The sequence below is a fragment of the Romboutsia hominis genome, from assembly GCF_900002575.1.
In the GTDB taxonomy this organism is placed as follows: Bacteria; Bacillota; Clostridia; order Peptostreptococcales; family Peptostreptococcaceae; genus Romboutsia_C; species Romboutsia_C hominis.
The window spans coordinates 1,927,062-1,947,548 of the sequence record NZ_LN650648.1; the positions used below are offsets into that span (position 1 = coordinate 1,927,062).

General features: G+C 26.4%; 25 protein-coding genes. 2 read left to right on the forward strand and 23 right to left on the reverse strand.

Translation table 11 applies throughout. From position 1 onward, the window contains the following. Nucleotides 1-3: 3 nt before the first annotated feature. The 4 genes from FRIFI_RS09350 to FRIFI_RS09365 form a co-directional block, all read right to left on the reverse strand. Complete coding sequence (locus FRIFI_RS09350) at nt 4-195, reverse strand: hypothetical protein (protein WP_092925024.1); 192 nt, start codon at nt 193-195, stop codon at nt 4-6. A 63-nt stretch (nt 196-258) separates the two neighbouring features. Then, nucleotides 259-795 carry a biotin transporter BioY gene (locus FRIFI_RS09355; RefSeq protein WP_166505708.1) on the reverse strand — a complete coding sequence of 179 codons (537 nt, stop codon included), beginning with the start codon at nt 793-795 and terminating at the stop codon, nt 259-261. A 173-nt stretch (nt 796-968) separates the two neighbouring features. Continuing rightward, nucleotides 969-2,399 (reverse strand): SH3 domain-containing protein, encoded by a 1,431-nt coding sequence (locus tag FRIFI_RS09360; protein ID WP_166505709.1) that lies wholly within the window; start codon nt 2,397-2,399, stop codon nt 969-971. 327 nt (nt 2,400-2,726) lie between these two features. Continuing rightward, nucleotides 2,727-3,002: a hypothetical protein gene (locus FRIFI_RS09365; RefSeq protein ID WP_166505710.1), complete on the reverse strand. Its 276-nt coding sequence runs from the start codon at nt 3,000-3,002 to the stop codon at nt 2,727-2,729. A 230-nt stretch (nt 3,003-3,232) separates the two neighbouring features. Here FRIFI_RS09365 and FRIFI_RS09370 point away from each other — a divergent pair, with 230 nt between their 5' ends. Then, nucleotides 3,233-3,994 carry a lysophospholipid acyltransferase family protein gene (locus FRIFI_RS09370; RefSeq protein ID WP_166505711.1) on the forward strand — a complete coding sequence of 254 codons (762 nt, stop codon included), beginning with the start codon at nt 3,233-3,235 and terminating at the stop codon, nt 3,992-3,994. Here the strand turns inward: FRIFI_RS09370 and FRIFI_RS15020 are convergent. From FRIFI_RS15020 to recQ, 12 genes are all read right to left on the reverse strand, one after another. Then, entirely contained in the window at nt 3,991-4,437 is a 447-nt protein-coding gene (locus FRIFI_RS15020; protein WP_176579609.1) for an MOSC domain-containing protein, read from the reverse strand. The genes FRIFI_RS09370 and FRIFI_RS15020 overlap by 4 nt on opposite strands. A gap of 15 nt (nt 4,438-4,452) precedes the next feature. Further along, complete coding sequence (gene moaC, locus FRIFI_RS15025; RefSeq protein WP_176579610.1) at nt 4,453-4,920, reverse strand: cyclic pyranopterin monophosphate synthase MoaC; 468 nt, start codon at nt 4,918-4,920, stop codon at nt 4,453-4,455. A gap of 1 nt (nt 4,921) precedes the next feature. Further along, nucleotides 4,922-5,875, reverse strand: a complete 954-nt coding sequence (moaA, locus tag FRIFI_RS09380; RefSeq protein WP_166505712.1) for a GTP 3',8-cyclase MoaA — start codon at nt 5,873-5,875, stop codon at nt 4,922-4,924. A 39-nt stretch (nt 5,876-5,914) separates the two neighbouring features. After that, nucleotides 5,915-6,424, reverse strand: a complete 510-nt coding sequence (locus FRIFI_RS09385) for a MogA/MoaB family molybdenum cofactor biosynthesis protein (RefSeq protein ID WP_092925008.1) — start codon at nt 6,422-6,424, stop codon at nt 5,915-5,917. A 20-nt stretch (nt 6,425-6,444) separates the two neighbouring features. Next, nucleotides 6,445-7,245: an XdhC family protein gene (locus FRIFI_RS09390; RefSeq protein ID WP_166505713.1), complete on the reverse strand. Its 801-nt coding sequence runs from the start codon at nt 7,243-7,245 to the stop codon at nt 6,445-6,447. A gap of 26 nt (nt 7,246-7,271) precedes the next feature. After that, on the reverse strand, nt 7,272-8,072 hold the full coding sequence (gene yqeB, locus FRIFI_RS09395) for a selenium-dependent molybdenum cofactor biosynthesis protein YqeB (protein WP_166505714.1): 801 nt from the start codon (nt 8,070-8,072) through the stop codon (nt 7,272-7,274). 184 nt (nt 8,073-8,256) lie between these two features. Next, entirely contained in the window at nt 8,257-8,409 is a 153-nt protein-coding gene (locus FRIFI_RS09400) for a hypothetical protein (RefSeq protein ID WP_166505715.1), read from the reverse strand. Continuing rightward, on the reverse strand, nt 8,402-8,719 hold the full coding sequence (locus FRIFI_RS09405; RefSeq protein ID WP_092925002.1) for a heavy metal-binding domain-containing protein: 318 nt from the start codon (nt 8,717-8,719) through the stop codon (nt 8,402-8,404). The genes FRIFI_RS09400 and FRIFI_RS09405 overlap by 8 nt, the downstream gene beginning before the upstream one ends. Nucleotides 8,720-8,850: 131 nt before the next feature. Further along, nucleotides 8,851-9,345, reverse strand: a complete 495-nt coding sequence (locus FRIFI_RS09410; protein ID WP_092925000.1) for a threonine/serine exporter family protein — start codon at nt 9,343-9,345, stop codon at nt 8,851-8,853. 1 nt (nt 9,346) lies between these two features. Continuing rightward, entirely contained in the window at nt 9,347-10,108 is a 762-nt protein-coding gene (locus tag FRIFI_RS09415) for a threonine/serine exporter family protein (protein ID WP_166505716.1), read from the reverse strand. A 210-nt stretch (nt 10,109-10,318) separates the two neighbouring features. Continuing rightward, complete coding sequence (locus FRIFI_RS09420) at nt 10,319-11,167, reverse strand: DegV family protein (protein WP_092924996.1); 849 nt, start codon at nt 11,165-11,167, stop codon at nt 10,319-10,321. A 228-nt stretch (nt 11,168-11,395) separates the two neighbouring features. Further along, nucleotides 11,396-13,855: a DNA helicase RecQ gene (gene recQ, locus FRIFI_RS09425; RefSeq protein WP_166505717.1), complete on the reverse strand. Its 2,460-nt coding sequence runs from the start codon at nt 13,853-13,855 to the stop codon at nt 11,396-11,398. 255 nt (nt 13,856-14,110) lie between these two features. Here recQ and FRIFI_RS09430 point away from each other — a divergent pair, with 255 nt between their 5' ends. After that, nucleotides 14,111-14,515 carry a hypothetical protein gene (locus FRIFI_RS09430; protein ID WP_240275683.1) on the forward strand — a complete coding sequence of 135 codons (405 nt, stop codon included), beginning with the start codon at nt 14,111-14,113 and terminating at the stop codon, nt 14,513-14,515. 65 nt (nt 14,516-14,580) lie between these two features. On the opposite strand, the gene FRIFI_RS09435 is transcribed toward FRIFI_RS09430, so the two are convergent. The 7 genes from FRIFI_RS09435 to FRIFI_RS15175 form a co-directional block, all read right to left on the reverse strand. After that, nucleotides 14,581-16,011, reverse strand: coding sequence for an alanine/glycine:cation symporter family protein (locus FRIFI_RS09435; RefSeq protein ID WP_092924990.1), 1,431 nt, complete (start codon nt 16,009-16,011; stop codon nt 14,581-14,583). 448 nt (nt 16,012-16,459) lie between these two features. After that, on the reverse strand, nt 16,460-17,353 hold the full coding sequence (locus FRIFI_RS09440) for an NAD(P)/FAD-dependent oxidoreductase (RefSeq protein WP_166505718.1): 894 nt from the start codon (nt 17,351-17,353) through the stop codon (nt 16,460-16,462). Between the two features lie 17 nt (nt 17,354-17,370). Further along, nucleotides 17,371-17,685, reverse strand: a complete 315-nt coding sequence (trxA, locus tag FRIFI_RS09445; RefSeq protein WP_092924986.1) for a thioredoxin — start codon at nt 17,683-17,685, stop codon at nt 17,371-17,373. A gap of 120 nt (nt 17,686-17,805) precedes the next feature. Next, the gene (locus FRIFI_RS09450) at nt 17,806-19,026 is read right to left on the reverse strand and encodes a sensor histidine kinase (RefSeq protein ID WP_166506271.1); all 1,221 of its coding nucleotides are present in this window, start codon (nt 19,024-19,026) and stop codon (nt 17,806-17,808) included. Continuing rightward, nucleotides 19,016-19,687 carry a response regulator transcription factor gene (locus tag FRIFI_RS09455; RefSeq protein WP_092924982.1) on the reverse strand — a complete coding sequence of 224 codons (672 nt, stop codon included), beginning with the start codon at nt 19,685-19,687 and terminating at the stop codon, nt 19,016-19,018. The genes FRIFI_RS09450 and FRIFI_RS09455 overlap by 11 nt, the downstream gene beginning before the upstream one ends. Nucleotides 19,688-19,948: 261 nt before the next feature. Continuing rightward, the gene (locus tag FRIFI_RS09460; RefSeq protein WP_092924980.1) at nt 19,949-20,128 is read right to left on the reverse strand and encodes a hypothetical protein; all 180 of its coding nucleotides are present in this window, start codon (nt 20,126-20,128) and stop codon (nt 19,949-19,951) included. A gap of 94 nt (nt 20,129-20,222) precedes the next feature. Next, the gene (locus FRIFI_RS15175; protein WP_242977245.1) at nt 20,223-20,483 is read right to left on the reverse strand and encodes a hypothetical protein; all 261 of its coding nucleotides are present in this window, start codon (nt 20,481-20,483) and stop codon (nt 20,223-20,225) included. Nucleotides 20,484-20,487: the final 4 nt, after the last annotated feature.

Sequence of the window (20,487 nt, forward strand, 5' to 3'; positions counted from 1 at the left end):
TTTTTATCTATGTTTTAAATATACACTATATTCTTTTATTGTTTCATTTATATTTATAGTTATTAAATACTCGTTATAGTGTGCATTATAAGGCTGTTTATATTTTAAGTTTATTACAAATTCACTATCTTCTAATTCTAATAACTCACTATCTTTTAAAAATTTTCTTTCTATCAATTCTAAAACTCTTTCCAAATAAATCTCCCCCTATAAGTATTTACCACTTATATACCCATTAATATATTTTACTATCTCTGTTTATATATTTTTAAAGTTTATCCTTTTTCTTATACATTTTCCAAGTATATACGCTAATCCTACTTTTATAAAATCTACAATTAAAAATGGTACTACACAAGTTAGTAGACCTTTAAAAAAACTTACTCCTGCTATTAAGCTAAATTGAAAAGTACCTATTATATAGCTTATAAAAAGTGCTATTAACATTGAAAGTAAAAGTAATATATTATTTTTATATTTTTCAAAAAAATATCCAACAATATATGAAACTATAGGAAATGATATTAAGAAACCTCCTGTAGGTCCAACTAATACACCTATTCCTCCACCCATTTGAGAAAATACAGGTATACCTATTAGTCCAAGGCTTAAATATATAACTTGAGATAAAAAACCTAACCTAGGACCAAGTAATATTCCACAAATCATAACAGAAAACATCTGCATAGTAAGTGGTACAGTTGTAAAAGGTATTGGTATTGATATTTGAGCAAGTATAGCTGTTAAACTTGCAAATATAGAACATATAACTAATTCTTTAGTTGATAATTTCATATTTTTCTCCTTAGTATTTATACTATAAAAGGATTATACCAAAATTAACTACATTTTAGTACAATCCTTTAAAACTATATATTACTAACTTTTCTTTATTATATCTTTATTTAACTATTTTTTATAACTTTAAATAAAAACACCATAGCAATTTTGCTATGGTGCCTTATTTATTATAAAACTCTCTTAGCTCCTACGTGAGCATTTTTCCAGTAACTATTGTTTATACTAGTCTTTTGAACTACATCTCCTGGTTTTGGAGCATGTATCATTTGTCCATTACCTATATATATACCAACATGAGTTATTCTTCCACTTCCATCAGTACTAGAGAACATTAAGTCTCCTGGTTGTAAGTTATTCCAACTTACAGATCTCCCTACACTATATTGAGCTGTTGAAACTCTAGGTAATGTTATTCCAACTTGCTTATATACATAGTAAGTTAATCCTGAACAGTCAAAGCTATTAGGTCCTTCTGCTCCCCATACATATGGCTTTCCTAGTTGTGCCATAGCTGTGCTTAATACCTTTTGTACTTTGCTTTGAGATGTTTGTCCATTGTCTGAACTACTATTACTTCCTGAACCTGTATTTGAGTTAGATAAGCTTATATAGCTTGAACTTCCCCATCCTACTTTTCCATTTGATAATTTTACTTTATACCATCCATTTGAGCTTTCTAATATATCTACTCTATCACCTTGATAAGCTTTAGTTATTACGCCATAGCTAGTGCTTGGGCCACTTCTTATATTTAAAGCTGCTGTTGTTATTGTTCCTTTTTTACCTGTAACAGGTGTAGAAATTTCTCCACCATTATTTGCATTATTTCCTGAACCTGCACTTGAGTCAGATAAGCTTATATAGCTTCCACTTCCCCATCCTATTTTTCCATTTGATAATTTTACTTTGTACCATCCATTTGAACTTTTTTCTAATATTTCTACCTTATTTCCTTCGTATACCTTAGTTATTATACCATAGCTAGTACTTGGGCCACTTCTTATATTTAAAGCTGCTGTTGTTATTGTTCCTGTTTTTCCTGTAACAGGTGTAGAAGTTTCTCCACCGTTATTTGCATTATTTCCTGAACCTGCATTTGAATCAGATAGGCTTATGTATCCACCATGACCCCATCCTGATTTTCCATTTGAAAGTTGCACTTTATGCCATCCATTTGAGCTATCTAATATCTTTACTTTGTCTCCTTGATAAGCTTTAGTTACTATAGAGTGAGATGTAGATGCACCGCTTCTTATATTTAAAGCTGCAGTTGTTATTGTACCCATCTTTCCTGTAACTTGGTTTGAACTATTGTTACTGCTAGATCCAGATACACTTATATAGTTTCCACTTCCCCATCCTATTTTTCCATTTGATAGTTTTACTTTATGCCATCCATTTGAGCTTTCTAATATTTCAAGTTTATCTCCTTGATGAACTTTTGTTACTATTGAGTAACTTGTACTAGGTCCACTTCTTATATTTAATGTACTAACTGTTACAGTTCCTGTTTTTCCATCTGCAAACGCACCTGTAGTCCCCATAGCTAGTCCTACTGTAGTAGCACAAACTGCTACTGCCACTTTTCTATCTAACATTTTAAACCTCCCATTTTTATTTCTTATACAATATATAATTTAAAGTTTTTATTCTCAAAATAATTCTTATATATATTATATACTTTATTTGTAAATTTGTTATGAATTTTTTTACATTTTTTATATTTTTTTATATTTTTTTCATTATTTTTAGTAAAAATGGGTATAATATTGTTTGATTTTTAATTTTAATTAATTCTTTTTACTATTTCGTATATATCCTTGTCGAATTATAGTATCATTTCTAACTTTTTTATTTATTATATTTATCTTTTTATTGCTATATTATTTTTTATAAAAAAATAAAACACTAAGAAATTCTTAGTGTTAATCTAATATTATTTTTATAATATCTCCATTCTTTCTTTCTAGGTGTGCAACTTCACCACTTATATTTTCATCTAATGCTCTTGTAACTAAGCTTATAAGTTTTTTACCATCGACTATATCATCTAAATCATTAAAAAAGTCTAGTGCATTATTTTGTATCATTTTTTTTACAAAGTTAACGGGTAATTTTATATGAATTTTATCTCCATTATGAGATAAGACTTTTACTCTTAAAAGCTTTTCATCATATACTCTTTTTATACTTTTCCCCATATAAATACTCCTTAATACTATATTTTCTTAAAATTTTTAATTACATATTTCCAAAATTATGTTTATTAAAATCCTTTAAGGGAATATAATTTTTATGTAATATAAAAACTTATACTTAATCTATATTTTATACATACTTTTTTTATTACTAATTGAACATTTTTTTATTTTGAGTTTATAATAATTTTATGCTAAAATCTTTAATTATAATATTTAAGGAGATGAAAGTTTTGTTTAATTATATAAAATTTGCAATTTATCAGTTAATTGGCTTTCTAGGAACTTTACCTAAATTGCTTAAATATAAAAATAATCCTGATAAATATACATCAAATGAACAATTTGATGTATTAAAATCACATGCTCTAAAATCACTAAAGTTAGTTGATATAGATGTAAATATTTTAGGAAAAGAAAAAATCCCTAATGAGCCAGTTTTATTTGTTGTAAATCATTCTAGTATGTTAGATAGTTTTATACTAATTTCTAGTGTGGATAGACCTATCGGGTGTGTTATAGCAGATGAGCCTATTTGGAGAAATATTCCTATTTTAAAAGATTGGACTAAACTTATAAAATGTGTATACATAAATAGAAAAAATAATAGAGAAGGCATAAAAAGTATTATACAAGCATCTAAAAATATAACCTTAGGACACAGTATGGCAGTATTCCCAGAGGGTGATTTAACTTGGGTAAAAGAACCTAATTCTTTAGTATCAACTTTTAGAAGTGGTGCTTTAAAAATAGCTTATAAGGCAAATTGTCCTATAGTTCCTTTAGTTATAAAAAACTCTCAAGGTATTTATGATGGCTATGAACCTATCGGTAAAATTCACTCAAAATCTATAGAGGTTGAATTTTTAGACCCTATATACAAACATATAGATAATACTAAGTTAAAATCTAGTATATTAGCTGACCATATAAAAAATAAAATGGAAGATAAAATGTTAGAGTTTAACTATAAAGAAGAAAAGAGTATGGCTTAAACCATACTCTCTTTTAATATTTTTACTTCATCACCTATATTTATAGTTCCTTCACTTATAACTTTTACAAATATACCTTCTCTAGGCATAACGCAGTCACCTGTAGTTCTTTTTATTTCACATCCTCCATGGCATTTTTTACCTATTTGAGTTACTTCTACTTCACATTCACCTAGAGTTAATCTAGTTCCTACAGGAAGTTTGTATACATTTATTCCTTCTGTTGTTATATTTTCTGCAAAATCACCAAATTTTAAATGATCAAATCCTCTTTCTCTCATTTTATCTATACTTTCTTTTGCTAGTAACGATATTTGTCTATGCCAATTTCCTGCATGTGCATCATTAACTATTCCATGATTTATTTTTAAAGTAGCTTTATCTACAGGTACTTTTACTACACCTTTTTTTTCACTTATATTTATAGATACGATCTTAGCCATACTCCCCATCCTTTTTTAAAATTTGAAATTTCCAGACTTACCACCACTTTTTTCTAGCAGATGTACATCCTTTATTACCATTTTTTTATCTATAGCTTTGCACATATCATATATTGTAAGTGCTGCTATTGTTACTGCACTTAAAGCTTCCATTTCAACACCAGTTTTTCCCACTGATTTACACGTTGCATATATATTTATTATATTCTCTTTTTCATCTATATTAAAATCTAAATCACAACCTACTAAATTTATCTGATGACACATAGGAATATTCATTGGTGTATTTTTAGCACCCATTATTCCTGCAACCTGTGCTACTGATAATACATCACCTTTTTTAACTTGTCCATTTAATATCTTATCTATTATTTCTTTATTTACTAATATGCTAGCTTTTGCAGTTGCAGTTCTTTTTGTATTTTCTTTATCTCCTACATCAACCATTTTTGCATATCCCTTTTCATTTATATGAGTTAGCATATTATCCTCCTATTTGATACATACTCCTTTTAGTATCACTAACTTTATTTTCATTTAAGTAATGTCTTTCTGGTTTGTCTAATATTATCTCTTTTAATACTTCTCTAAAAATTAATGGCTTATTTAAGTAGTATTTTATATCATACTCTTCTTCTGAATGAAGACATAATTTAATAGTTCCATTTTGAGTTATTCTTATCCTATTACACTCACTACAAAACGAACATGACATAGGAGTTATTATTCCAACTCTTCCCATTGAATCTTCTAATTTGTAGTATTTAGCAGTAGAATTTTCACTACTTTCTATTTTATATAATCCATCTATTTGACTTATCACATCTTGTATATTAACATATCCATTTCTATATATTTTACTAGCCTCTCCTAAAGGCATAAGTTCAATAAATCTTACATCAATATTATTAAATTTTGTCATAAGTATAAAGTCTGGTATTTCATTTTCATTAAATCCACTTATAAGTACACAATTTATTTTAACTTTCATTCCAAGTTCTAAGCATCTAGATATAGATTTTAATACTTCTTTTATATCTCCATTTCTAGTAATACTTTTATATTTATATTCTTTTAATGAATCTAGACTTATATTTACAGTTCTAAGACCACTTTCATATAATTCATATGCCATATCATAAAGACCTATTCCATTAGTAGTTATAGCTACATCTTTTATATTACATTCTTCATAAGTGTATCTTATAATTTCTGATAAACCTTCATATAATAAAGGTTCTCCTCCTGTAAATCTAATTTTTGTTATTCCTATTTGCGATAATCCATTTATAATAAATTTATAATCATTTAAACTAAGTGTATTTTCGTATTCATTAAAGCTTACATCATCTGGCATACAATAAACACATCTTAGATTGCATTTTTCAGTTAAAGAAATACGTGCATAATTTATATTTCTTCCATATTTATCAATCATAACTAGCTACCCTCTTTTTTGCCTATTTTATATAACTAATTATATACTATTTTTAGTTGTAATGGCACATTCTGTTGCCTCACCTTTTAATATTTCTATTCCATGGGGTAATACATCTAACACAAACCCTAAATTTTCTATTGCACCTTTAGGGCTTCCTGGCAAGTTAATTATAATAGAATTGTTTCTTATACCACTTATTCCTCTACTAAGTATTGCTTTTTTAGTTATTTCACTAGATTTTAATCTCATATATTCACTTATACCTGGAATTTCCCTTTCTAAAACTTCTTTTGTAGCTTCTGGTGTTGTATCCCTTTTAGAAAAACCTGTTCCTCCATTAGTAAGTACCAAATCAGCTATATTATTATCACAAATATTTATAAGTTCTTCTTTTAACATGCCCTTATCATCTTTTAACAGATTATAATGTACTACTTTGTATTCATTATTTTCTTCTATATACTCTTTTAGCTTTTTTCCCGTTATATCTTCTCTTTCTCCTATATATCCTTTATCACTAAGTGTTACTATAGCTACTTTAAACATATTTACCTCCCAATTTTATATTATTTAGTATGTTTTCTATGTGATAATTCCCCTTTATTTTTTACTAATAATAATTCAGCCATTATACCAAAGGCTATTTCTGAAACATCATTTGACGATATATTAAGACCTACAGGTGCATATACCTTATCTAATAATTCTTTTTCTACACCTTCTTTTAAAAGTTCTCCTTTTAATGTATTCCACTTTTTCTTACTTCCTATCATGCCTATATAAGAAGGATTTTTCTTTATTATTTCTCTTAATGCCTCTAAATCTTTTTCATATCCTCTAGTTGCAATTATTACGTATGTGTTTTCATCTATATTTATATCATTTAATATATTATCTATATTTCCAGAATATACTTCATCTGCACTTTCAAATCTTTCTTTATTTGCAAATTCTACTCTATCATCTACTATTATTTTATAAAAGTCTAATGTATTTGCAATTTTATATATATTATAACCTACATGTCCTCCTCCGACTATCAAAAGTCTTGGTCTTGGTTTAAATACTTTTATAAAGCCGCAAACCCTTCCACCACACTGCATAGGAGTATCTTTAGAATTTTCATCTAAAGCATGTTTAAATGCTCTATCAAACCCACTATCTAATGCTTTTTTACATTCAATTATCACTTCGTGTTCTAATATTCCTCCGCCTACAGTTCCTAGTATACTTTTATCGTTAAAGTACGCTAGTGTAGCACCTACTTTTCCTGGACTAGAACCTTTTACTTCAGTTATAGTTGCAAAAGCTACCTTATTACCACACTTTACTTCTTTACTTATTCGGTCTAATATCATCTCATCCATAATTACTTCTCCTATCTAGCTTTTGACTATTTATTATAAAACCTTACAACTTCCTCTAAAACACTTCCAGCTATACATCTAGCTTTATCTGATATTGTATAACAATTATTAACTTCTTCAATTCTTGGGTCTATATCTAGTATTTTTAATCCTTTTACTATATTAGACTTATTTCTTATAATTCCTCTTAAAACTCCATCTATATTTGCTTTTACATCAATTTTTTCATTATCTTTGTTTATTATATAAGCTAGTACCTCGTCTTTTTTTACTACACTTCCTATACTAGCTATATTTTCTATAATACCACTTTCTTTTGCATACCCGACTCTTTCTTTTCCTACACCATTTATAATTCCTGGTGTAGAAGTATTTTTTAGAGCATATCCACTATTTATGATTTTTCCTAAATTATGACCTCTCATAGTCTCGATTACTATGTCTACATCTTTACCCGCACAAAATCCTGGGCCTAATGCAATAGTGAGTTTAGCCATATCTTTATTTGTCCCTAAATTTTTTTTAGCTAGAATACAATCTATTACTATATCTGGTTTTAAATGTTTTATATACTCTCCTTTTTCATCAACAACTAAAGCTACATTCTTATCTTTTATGGCTTTTTTTATCTCATCTATATTATTACAAAACTTTGCACAAACACCTTCAACACTAAATTCTCCTTCATAAACAGCTTCACTAAAACTTACATTTCGCCTTATTGCTAATGGTTTTTCAACTTCTAAACAAACCACATCAAACCCACATCTATTTAATCTATGTATTACTCCACTGGCTAAATCTCCTGCACCTCTTACTACTATCATATTTCGACTACCCCTCCAAACATTTATCAATATAAATATTTTTATTAATAGTATTATACAATACATTTATATTTTTTTATATATTATAATTCGTAATTATTAAATATAATAATGTTTATTAAAAGCTTTAATTTTCATACAAAAAAGTATAGCCATACATATTAGTATAGCTATACTTTCTAGTTTAATATTTATCATACTTATCAAAATCTTCATTTTTCTTTTCTTTTTTTCTTTCTATTATTTTAACTATAATAAGTACTATACTTCCAACTATAATAACAAAAGGTGTTCCTACAGCAAGTATTAAAGCTATTATGAGCCCTATATTACTCATCAATAACAACTCCAGTACCATATGCTAACATTTCAGCAGCTCCTTGCATAACTGCTGCTGATGTTAATCTAAATCCAATTATTGCATTAGCACCTTGTGCTTTAGCATCTTCTACCATTCTAGCTATTGCTATTTTTCTAGCTTCTGCTAACATCTCATCGTATCCTGTAAGTTCTCCACCAACTAATTGCTTAAAACTTGCACCTATATCTTTTCCTATATGCTTTGCTCTAATTGTACTTCCTTTTACTAATCCCTTAACTTCTATAATATTCTTACCTGGTATACACTCTGTAGTTAATATTAACATATATATCCTCCATCTTATTTTATACTAAAATATTTTCCTATTACTAATGAGTATATATTATTCACCTATTTTATTCTATAAACTTTACTATTTTAATATAAAAAAATACCGATAAAAATTATCGGTATTCTTTAAACTATTTCTAAATTATTTTCCCCTGATTTTATACTAGAGTTATTTTTGTTTTTAGTACTTTTTCCTATAAACTTTCCTAGCTTTATATTTCTAAATATAGTAGATACAAATATTATACCTAATGCTAATGCACCAGATATTGCTAATGTATTTACCCCATATTCTATAGCTTTCATATAATCTCCTACTATAAACTGATACATTGTATTATATACTCCATATCCTGGAACCAAAGGAATAAGGCAACATACACTTAATGTTGTAGCTGGTGTTTTATATATTCTTGCACATATTTCGCAGTATATACTAAAGCATATAGCAGATATAAAATATGATATTACATCTGATCCTATACAATGTAGAGAAAATTTGTATGAAAACCAAGCTATTCCTCCACCTATTCCTGCTACTATTAGTCGCTTTCCTTTTATATTAAATATAATTCCAAATCCTATTCCTATAAAAAAAGATGCTATTGATTCTATAATCATACTACATCCCTCCCATCTGAAGATACATACTTATTACAAATCCTGTGCCAACTGCAATAGATACACCTATTAATAAAGCTTCTGCGACCTTAGTAAGCCCTGATATTAATTCTCCTTGCATAATATCTCTTATAGAATTTGTAAGTGCAAGGCCTGGAACTAAAAGCATTATACTTCCAGCTATTATTTTATCTATCTCATGTATAAAACCAATGTCATACATTAATACAGAAAATATAGCTACTACTCCTCCACATAAACTATTTATAAAAAATTCATTTAATGATGATTTGCTTAATTTGTTATATATATATTTTATTATTATACCAATTATAAAAGATCCTAAAATAGCATTAAAATTACCACCAAACAATAATGTAAACATAGCTGTTGATATACCTGAAAATAATAATACTGTATTATCCTTATACATATCATCGTTACATATTTTTTCTAGTTCTAGTTCACATTCATCTATGCTTAATTTATCATGATATATCTTTCTCGAAAGAGAATTTATATTATGAACTCTATTTAAATTTACACCTCTTGAGTTAATCCTTTTAACTACTGAATATATCTTACCATTAAGAAATATAGAAACCATTACCGCTGTAGGGGTTGCAAATACTTCTACTTCGTCTACATCAAAAGACTGACAAATCCTTGATATGGTTTCCTCTACTCTATAAGTTTCTCCTCCACTTTGAAGCATAAGCCTTCCTGCATTAGATGAAAAATCTAAAATTCTATCAATGTTCATAGTACACCCCCTTAAATTCACACAGATTCCATTATAGCATAATATTTATTTTTTATATTATGTTTTTGTATATTTATAATAATAAAAATTTTAGATAAATTTAGAATTTTTAAATGTAAATACTAAAGCAATATACGTTAATTTATGTTTTAAATAAAAAAATAAACTATAAAAATTAAATTATATAACTTTTATAGTTTATCTTCATTATTATATATCACAACATGCAATTCCAAGCACTCCAGGTCCTGTATGTGCACATATGCAGCTTCCTATATTTACAACAACAATGTCTTTTACATTTAAATTTTCACATAAATTATTTTTTAATATTTTTAAATCTCCTTCATTATCTCCATAACCAATTATTATAGTCTTATTAGTTAAATCTTCACCTTGTTGTTCTTTTATAATTTCTACTATATTGTTTATTACTTGTTTTTTACCTCTCGCTTGTGAAAAATGTTTAACTAATCCTTCATCTAAGCGAAGTATTGGCTTTATATTTAACATATTTCCTATTGTAGCCTTAGCTAAAGACATTCTACCACCCTTTTGCAAATACTCTAGCGTTTCTACTGTAAATAAAACAGATAAGTTATTTTTTAAATTTGTCAGATGTTTTATTATCTCTTCTATACTTTTGCCTTCTTTAGCTAACTTAGCTGCACTAAGTACTAAGCATGTACTTCCTATAGATAATGATAATGTATCAAATGTGTGTATATTTTTGTTTTCTATATCATTTTTAGCCATAACAGCACTTTGATATGTACCAGATGCGTTAGATGATCCTCCTATATACAAAATCTCTTCATATTTATCTATGTATTTTTCAAATGCATTTTTAAATGACATATACGTAACTTGAGATGTTTTTGGTAAACTTTCATTTTCCCTTAGCATTTTATAAAATTCATCTTCAGTTAGATCTACTCCATCTATATATTCTCTACCATTAAAAATTATGCTAAGTGGTACTACTTCTATATCATATTTATCAATAAATTCTTTAGGTATATCCGATAAGCTATCACATATTATTTTTATATTATTCATTTTTCCTCCAACTTTTTAACTCTTCTTTTATATCTAAGTTATTACTTTAAGTTTTAATACCAGGTATTAATATCTTAGCATAATAATATTTTTATTTCAATATTTTAAAGTTAATTTTTTACATATTTTAGATTATTTCCAAAATATTCATTAAGTTACATAAAATTTAATTTAACATAAAAAATAGCTTGATACTTTTTAGCATCAAGCTATTTTTTATTCAATATTTTATATATATTTTTCAAGTATTACAGCTCTGATATTTTCATACTTTATATAATCTGGTAGTGACTTTTTTATTACACTTATCTTATCTTCAGAAAACCTTTCACATGCATCTAATATCATTGCTTTATCTTTTTGTTCATACATACTCTCTAAATCTATATTAAAGTTTATGCAATTTCCTTCTTTTATATAATCATATATATATCCTAAAACTGTAGAAAGAGATGTTTCTATTTCTTCACATACATATTTTATATCATTCCCTTGATTCAATAAATCTAGGGCTATTTCATTATTTTTTCTATTTTCTCCATCTATTATAAGCTTAAGTCTTTTTTTATCTTCCCACTCTGGTCTTATATTTTTTTCATTTATATATGAATTTACTACATCTAATATACTTTCACCGTATCTATTTATTTTAACTGGACCCATACCACCTATATCTTTTAATTGTTCTTTAGTAGTTGGATACCTCCCACTTATTTCTTTTAAAGAATTTTTGCTAATTACCATATAAGGTATAGTCTTTTCCTTTTTTGCTATATCTTTTCTTAAATCATCTAAAATATTATATAGATTTTTATCTGTAGTAACTTCAAAATATTCATCTTTAATTTTTGTGTTGTCTTTTTTATTTGTATTATTATCTAATACTTTTTGTTTATCAATATTGTTTCTATTTATATAGGATTCTATTACATCTTTAAATCTAGAACCATACTTTTCATACTTTACTTCGCCTATACCAGATACACTAAGCATTTCTTCTTTTGATGTAGCATAAATACTTGCCATACCTTTAAGAGTTGCATCTCCAAATACCATATATGGAGCTATAGATTCTTCTCTTGCTATATTACTTCTTAAGCTTACTAATTCTTCGTATAATTCATTTTCTACATACTTAGACTTACTTGCTTTAGCTTCTTTTAATTCAACTTTTATTTCCTTTTTTATAACTCTCATTGATTGTTCATTTAATTTTATAGTTGGAAATGTTCCTCTATGTCCTAAATTTTCTACTATATCTAAAAATCCATGTGATACTAATGTATTTATAAAGTTTTTTAAATCTTCACTAGAGTACTTTTTCATAAGACCATAAGTTGATAATTTATCAAATTCTAATTCTAATACTTTTTTATTTTTAGAACCCCTAAGAACATCGACTATCATGGTTATTCCATAGCTTCTTTTCATTCTAGCAATACAAGATATTACCATCATAGCATCTAGTGTCTTATCTACTACCTCTCCATCATTTAAACAGTTGCTACAGTTATTGCATTCATCTTCCATAGTTTCTCCAAAATAATCTAGTATACATTTTCTATAGCAATCACTAGTATATATTAAATCTACCATTTGCTGAAGTTTAGTATATTTAGCTATCTTTCTTTGAGGATTTTCTATGGACGCTTCCACTAAATATTTTTGCGTATGAACATCTTGTGGAGCAAATAATAATATACACTCACTTTCTTCGCCATCTCTTCCTGCTCTACCTATTTCTTGATAGTAGTTTTCTATACTTTGTGGCATATTATAATGAATTACCCATCTTATATTTGGTTTATCTATTCCCATACCAAAAGCATTTGTTGCTACCATTATCTTAATATCATCATTTATAAACTTTTCTTGATTTTCTTTTCTTGTTTCATTACTAAGACCTGCATGATATTTAGATACTAAATAACCTCTTTTTAAAAGTCCATCATGTATATTTTCTACTTCTTTTCTAGTTGATGCATATATTATCCCACATTCATTTTCATGATTTTTAACATAATCTAATAAGTATTTATTTTTAGCAGGGGATTTAATTATATTTATAGATAAATTTTCTCTATCAAACCCTGATATAAATACTTTTGGATTATTTAAATTAAGTACTTCTACTATATCTTTTCTAACTTCATCACTTGCTGTAGCTGTAAAAGCCGTTACTATTGGTCTATTTCTTAAGTTATTTATAAAATATGGTATTTTTTTATAACTTACTCTAAAATCATGTCCCCATTGTGATACACAGTGTGCCTCATCTATCGCAACTTGACATACAACTTTATCATATATTACTGTTAAAAAATCAGAACTATCTAACCTTTCTGGTGCTACATATAATATTTTGCATTTATCATTTTTTATATTGTTAAGTACTTTTTCATATTCACTATTTGAAAGAGAACTATTTATGTACTCAGCTTCTATTCCCATAACCTTTAGTGTATCTACTTGGTCTTTCATAAGTGATATAAGAGGAGATACAACTATAGTTATTCCCTCTAGTACCATGGCAGGTATTTGATAACATATGGATTTACCTCCTCCTGTTGGCATTATAGCAAGAACATCGTTATTATTAATTATAGAATTTATAATATCTTCTTGCCCTTTTCTAAAGTTTGTATATCCATAATACCTATTTAATATATCTAACGGTGTAATATTCATTTATAACCCTCCTAACTGCATAATATATCCTTTGGAGTATTTAGATCTTAATTAATTTTAATTCTATTAATTTACTTTATCTTACCACAAGATTTTAATTTTAACTATTTAGTAACTACAAAATTTATATATTTAATATCTATATATAATTTAACTTCATTATAGAAAAAGCTTATATTATGTATTTAAAATTTTCAATATTCATATTATTAAGTAGTAATAATATATTAAATTCTCTTAATACTGGAGGAATTTATGTTAAAAGAAACCGAATATCTTTCTAAAGAAAAATATAATCTACTAAAAAAATATAACCTTCAATTAAATGATGATTTATATTGGGAATCAAACCATAAGAAATACCCTAAAGTTAAATTTTTTTCCAATAAGTTTGCTAAAAATCACTCAACTCTAGCTTTATTATTTTATATACACAAGTTATGTTATGCTAAAATAAAGTATTTTGAAAAAAATTTCAATAAATATATACCTTATAAATATGACTACAAAAAAGGATTTATAGAGTGTGAGCTATTTGATATGGAGTTTATGTTGCATATTCCTAGTAATGTAATTATTGATATTAGAAACTTACAAGAAATTAAAAATATAGATGAGTTTCATGATTTTTGTAGATACCTAGAAAGCTATGAATTATAATTAAAATTAATGATTTTAACTAAAAAAGTGCCTTTTAATTAAAAGGCACTTAAATTTATTCAATATTACATACTCTTTGTTTTTCTTATTTCAGTATTGTTCCAACACTGAACATTTTCAAGTCCTTTTATATTTGATGCATCAAATACTGGACTTTTAATTCCATTTTTCTTTTGATTAGTATAATCTTCAAGTGCTATAAAAGCATATTTTCCTAAAAGAGCTATTGCTATTAAGTTTATTATAGCCATAAGGGCCATAAATACATCTGCTAAATTCCAAACTACATCTACTTGAACTACTGAACCAAATAAAACCATACATACAACTAACACTCTAAATATATTTAAAACAGTTTTATTGCTATTCATAAACTCTATATTTGATTCTCCATAGTAATAGTTACCTACTATTGAACTAAAAGCAAATAAGAATATACATAAAGCTATAAATATATGTGCAAAACTTCCTATATGAGAAGATAGTGCTGCTTGAGTTAACTCTATTCCACTTAATCCACTAGTTGAGTATCCTGGATATAAAAGTACTATAAATGCTGTACATGTACAAATTAAGATAGTATCTGTAAATACTCCAAGTGTTTGTATTAATCCTTGTTTAACAGGATGTGATGTATCTGCAGTTGCTGCTGCATTTGGTGCACTACCCATACCAGCTTCATTTGAGAATAGTCCTCTTTTTACTCCAGTAAGTATTATTCCTGCTGTCGTACCTACTGACATTTCTCTAAAATTAAAGGCATTTTCAACTATAAGCTTAAGTACATTTGGTATTTCACCTATATTTATTACAACTACAAATAATGCTACTAATATATAAAGTCCTGCAAATATTGGAACTATTATCTCAGATACTTTAGCTATTCTATGAACTCCTCCAAATATAACTATTGCTGTAAGTATTGTAATTATTATCCCTATAGTTAATCTATCAATTCCAAATGCTGAATTAAATGCAAGTGAAACTGTATTAGCTTGAACAGCATTAAATACAAATCCAAAACATATAGTTATTAGAATAGAGAATAATATTCCCATCCATTTTTTGTTTAGCCCTTGTTCTATATAATAAGCAGGTCCACCTCTAAATCCATCTTTGTCTTTTATCTTAAATATCTGTGCTAATGTACTTTCAACAAAACTTGATGCAGAACCTATTAATGCTGTTATCCACATCCAAAATATAGCACCAGGTCCTCCAACTACAACAGCCATAGCAATCCCTGCAATGTTACCTGTTCCAACTCTAGATGAAGTACTTATACAAAATGCTTGAAACGACGATACCTGTCCTTCTTTTTTATTTTCCTTAGATGCACCTTCTCCTAAAAGCTTAAACATTTCTTTAAAATATCTAAATTGTACAAACTTAGTCTTAACACTAAAGTAAATTCCAAGTGTTACTAACATAGCTATTAATATATATGTCCATATAAAATCGTTAATGCTTAATATTAAGCTATTTAAATTTTCCAATTTCAATCCCTCCTAAATTAATTATAAATACTTTTATATAATTGCCCTTTTTAAAAATATTATTATATATTTCAAAAATTACTGGCTAATAAATATTTTTGAATTAATATTTCTTTTTTATTCATTATAACTATATTTTCAATACTTTTCAAGTCATTTTTTGCATAATTAATTTTTCCATTTGCAAATTTCTAATTTTACAATAAATTCAATTTAACTTAAACCATTGATTTTAGTTATTTTACTAACTTTTCTAAGTGTCTTTTAATTTTATTTTATTATGTTAATTTATTTTATAGGTAAGTTATTAATATAATTATTAACTTATCTCTTTATTAATATTAGCTTGTATCATATCTACATTTATTGTAAAAGTGTTTTTTATAACAGATGTATTGAAATATGGCATAAAAAAAGCACTTAGATTTTAATCTAAGTGCTTTTTTTATTAATTATTCTTTTTTTGTTCTATTTTTAATTTATCTAAATAAGCTACTGCATTTAATGCTGCTATTTGACCTTGACCAGCTGACTTTATATAAGAATATGGTTTACCAACACAGTCTCCTGCTGCAAAGCATCCATTTATACTTGTGTTCATATTAATATCAACCTTAATATGTGGTCCTTCTGTCTCTATTCCTGGCACTAATGATTTAGGCGAAGCACTATCTTTTATTACAAATACTCCATCTACGTCTATTTCTTGTTGTTTTAATTCTACTTTATTTACTAAATTTTCTCCATGGATTTGAACAGGTCTGTCATTTATAACTTCTATAGAACTATCTAAACCATCTGAAGATCTCATAAGACCTTCTCTTTTATACATAGGTATAAAGTAAGTCTTTGATGCTATTTCACTTAAGAAGTTAGCTTCTTCTTCAGACTCTTTATTATAACCTATTATAGCTACTTTTTTATCTCTATATAAAGGAGCATCACATGTTGCACAATACCCTACACCTTTACCTAGAAATTCTTCTTCACCTTTTATTGGCTTACCATACTCTACACCTGTTGCAAGTATAACTGTAGTAGCTTCAAACATTTCATCCCCTGACATTAAAGCAAAGTAATCTCCCATAGCATATACGTTATTTATTTTTTTATCTACTATTTCAATATCCATGCTTTCTATATGTGCTTTAAATTTATCTCTTAAATCTTCTCCACTTATATCATAAAATCCTAGATAATTCTCTATTGATGGAGCTTTTACTAATTTATTACTTAAATTATCATTTCCAAATACTATTATATTTTTATTTCTTATTTTTGCATTTATTGCAGCAGAAAGTCCTGCTGGTCCACTTCCAATTATTGCCATATCATATCTCATATTAACCACCTATCATTTTATAAATGTGACTTAACTTTTGATTTAATTGCTTCTTTTGGCATAAATCCTACTAATGATTCTACTGGTTTTCCATCTTTAAATATCATCATTGTTGGTACAGTAGATATATTAAATTTTTGAGCTATTTCTAAGCTTTGATCTATATCAACTTTTATAAATTTTGCATCATCCATTTCATTTCCTAATGATTCAAATACTGGTGCTAACATTTTACAAGGTCCACACCAAGTTGCAAAGAAATCTACTACAACTACCCCTTTACTTTCTTCTACTTCCCCTTTAAATTGTGATGTTTTTATTATTTTAGCCATTTTCTTACCTCCTAAATACTCTCTTATCTATAATATGAATTATATTACAATATAGTTATTATTTGTAACATTAATTTATATTATTTATATACCCCCTATATATATCACTAAACAATTTGTTTATCTAGGGATTATTAGTTTAAAATATGTATACTCATTTTCTTTAGAATCTACAGTTATTGTTATACCAAGATTTATAGCAATCATTTTTGCAATAGATAATCCTATTCCTGAGCCATCTATATCTTTATGTCTTATACTATTGCTTCTAAAAAATCTGTCAAATATATAATCGATATCTTCTTTTTTTATACCCATTCCAGTATCTTTTATATATATTATAATATCGTTATTTTGTTCATAAGCACTTATTGATATACTATCCCCACTTTTTGTGTATTTAAAAGAGTTATCTATAAATATTAATAATAACTGTCTTAACTTATTTTTATCTGTAAATATTTTTTTATTCTTTAATTTAATGTTAGTATGAAATTCTTTTTCTTGAATCTCTGCTATATCTGCATAATTTTTACTTATCTCATCTATCATTATATTTATATCTACATTTTCTTTTATAATATCATTAGTACTATCTTCTTTACTTAATGATAATAAATCACTTATCATCTTCTTTATTCTTCTTGTTTCTTTCATAGCATCAGCTATAGATTCAACTTCATCAGATATAGTACTATCTGGATGCTTTAATAAGCTTTCTAACTTTGAAGATACTATGGCTATTGGAGTTCTAAGCTCATGAGATGCATCCTGAACAAATTTAGCTTGATTATTCCAAGCAGTTTCTATTGGTATTAGTGCTTTTTTAGTTAAATAAAGTGCTACAAAATATGTTATTATTACAGCTACTAATACTCCTATTATAAATACAAATATAAGTTGTTTTAACGAGTTTCTTTCCGAATCTATATTTCTTATTATTTGTATTTTATATTTACCAATATCAATGTTTAATTCTCTAAAAGTATATCCATTTTCAGTGTACGTAAAGAAAGTATCATTCTTATTATTTTTAGGTCTTGGTAATAGTTCATTAAAATAGCCATTTTCTGTGTAATATCTTATTCTATTTCCCTCATAAACATAGACCATATTACTTGGGTCTTTTAACACTATTGGATAAAATATAGATCTATTATTAAGTTGCATAGTTATATTTTCTAATTCAGCTTTAAGATTTTTGTCTATATTGCTATATGTAAGTCCTTTAAAGTAAGAATATATAAATATAGAAAATATTATAAGAAATGCTACTACTACAGCTATATTTATTTTTATTAAACGATTTTTAGTTTTACTAAATACATTTTTATTTATCATCAAATATATAACCTACTTTTCTTTTAGTTTTTATATAGTTATCATATCCGTACTTGCTAAGCTTCTTTCTTAAATTGCTAACATAAACCTCAACTATTTCTATAGTAGCATCTGAGTCTATTCCCCAAATTCTATCATATATTTGTTCCTTTAAAAGTATTGTTCCTTTATTTATTATAAAATACTCAAGTAAATTAAACTGCTTATTTTGAAGATTTAAATCTTCACCATTTATAGATGCAGTTTTATTATTTGTATCTAAATATAAATCTTTAAATACAATTTTATTATTAGATTTTATTTTTCCATTAGTCCTTAACATTGCATATACTCTTGCTACTAATTCTTCCATATAAAATGGCTTTGTTAGATAATCATTTGCTCCTATCTCAAATGCTGATACCTTATCGTTTAAACTTTCTTTAGCAGTTAAAATAAGTACTAATGTATCTATTCCGTTTTTTCTTATAGACTTTAATATATCTAATCCTGATATATCAGGTAACATTAAGTCTAGTATAATTAAATCATATATATTTTGTTTAATATTGTATATGGCTTCTTCTCCAAAACTACATGAATCTATTTCAAAATGATTTTTTAGTTCCTCCTCTAGACTTTCTAAAAGTTTAGAATTATCCTCAACAATTAAAACCTTCATACCAATCTCCTTAATTTTAATATAAGTTTATTACTATTAATTTCCTATATAATATAAATAATTATACAATACATATATATATTTTTAAAACATTTACAGTCACCAAATAAAAAAACCTAATGTATAGCTTATAATATAAACTTAACAATAGGTTTTTCATCATTTTTAATCATAATTTTATTTTTCCTCATATTTAATGTATATAACTTTTACATCTTTAACACTGTCTAATATAGGAATGTCTATTTAAAGCCTTACTTATTAACTTTGAATATTATTTGAATTATAAGTATTTATTATGTTTACAAATTCATCAATAGAAACGACATTGTCTTTTACCATAAACTCATTGTAGTACCAATTTGCAAAATCAGGGTTAGCTAATGTTGAGTTTAATTTTTCAAAGTCTATCTCTTCTTTATTGTAATTATTTTCATTCATGTTTACCACCCCTTTTTATTTAACCTTATTATTAATCATATAAATACGATTTATTCACTTCAATCCCCTCTTTTTTATTTGTATACTTAACCCTTTATAGTAAATGTTTATTTTCCTTTAAAAAGTTTTTTAATGCTTGAGTTATTATTTCTTGTTTAGTAAAACTTGAATTACTACATAACCTTTCAAAATCTTCCCATATTTTTTTATCTACCCTTATGCTAGTTGATTTTAGTTCATCTATATTATTTTTTTCTATTACTATGTCTTTTTTAGAAGTTTTTGTCTTAGGCTTTATTGCCTTAACATCCCTAACTTGTAAGTACCAATCATATACTTCACATAACTTGTCCATATCC